General features: G+C 63.1%; 1 protein-coding gene. It reads right to left on the reverse strand.

The features are described from left to right. Positions 1 to 164: 164 nt before the first annotated feature. A partial coding sequence (locus AC1DDH_RS20385; RefSeq protein ID WP_476956196.1) for a fimbrial protein occupies positions 165 to 707 on the reverse strand: 543 nt, incomplete at its 5' end.

The following is a 707-nucleotide window of genomic DNA, read 5'->3' on the forward strand; positions in this document are numbered from 1 at the left end:
GTATTCAGGAAACAAGGGGTGAAAAGGTGGCGCGACACCGCGCCACCCGATACGGCTTTACTGATAGGCGATGGAGTACATCACGCTGGTATTGGCCGCGCCGGCGGGTATTCAGGAAACAAGGGGTGAAAAGGTGGCGCGACACCGCGCCACCCGATACGGCTTTACTGATAGGCGATGGAGTACATCACGCTGGTATTGGCCGCGCCGGCGGTTGCCGCGCCGGTGGCGACGTACTGGGCGTAGTAGCGCAGCGTGGCGGCACCAGAGGCCAGGGGAACCGACTTCGAGTTTTGCAGGGCATTGGCGAAACCGACGTTGATGTTGGTTTCGTCCGAGGCGTTCTGCAGGCCGATCTGCACGCGCTGGGCGCCGCCTGCGGTGAGGTTCAGGCGACCCGTGGAGGCGTCGGTGTTGGGACCCGCCTCAAAGAAGGTGCGCACATTGCCTGCGGTCGGCGTGCAGCCCGACAGCGCGATGCTGAACGGCGTGCGGCCGGCGGTCTTGCCCGCTGCGGAGAGCGAGGACGCCGACACGGTCGGCAGGGCAACCACGAAATTGGTAGCGCCACCATTGATGGCACAAGTCTGCGCCGTGACGTTGCCGGTGAAGGTGATCGTACCGTCGGCGGCTGCAGCCATTTGCGAAGCCATTGCGGTGCCACCAATGATCAAGGCGGAGAGGAGTTTGCTTTTCATGAAGGAATC

The organism is Arthrobacter sp. 10T425, from assembly GCF_056393985.1.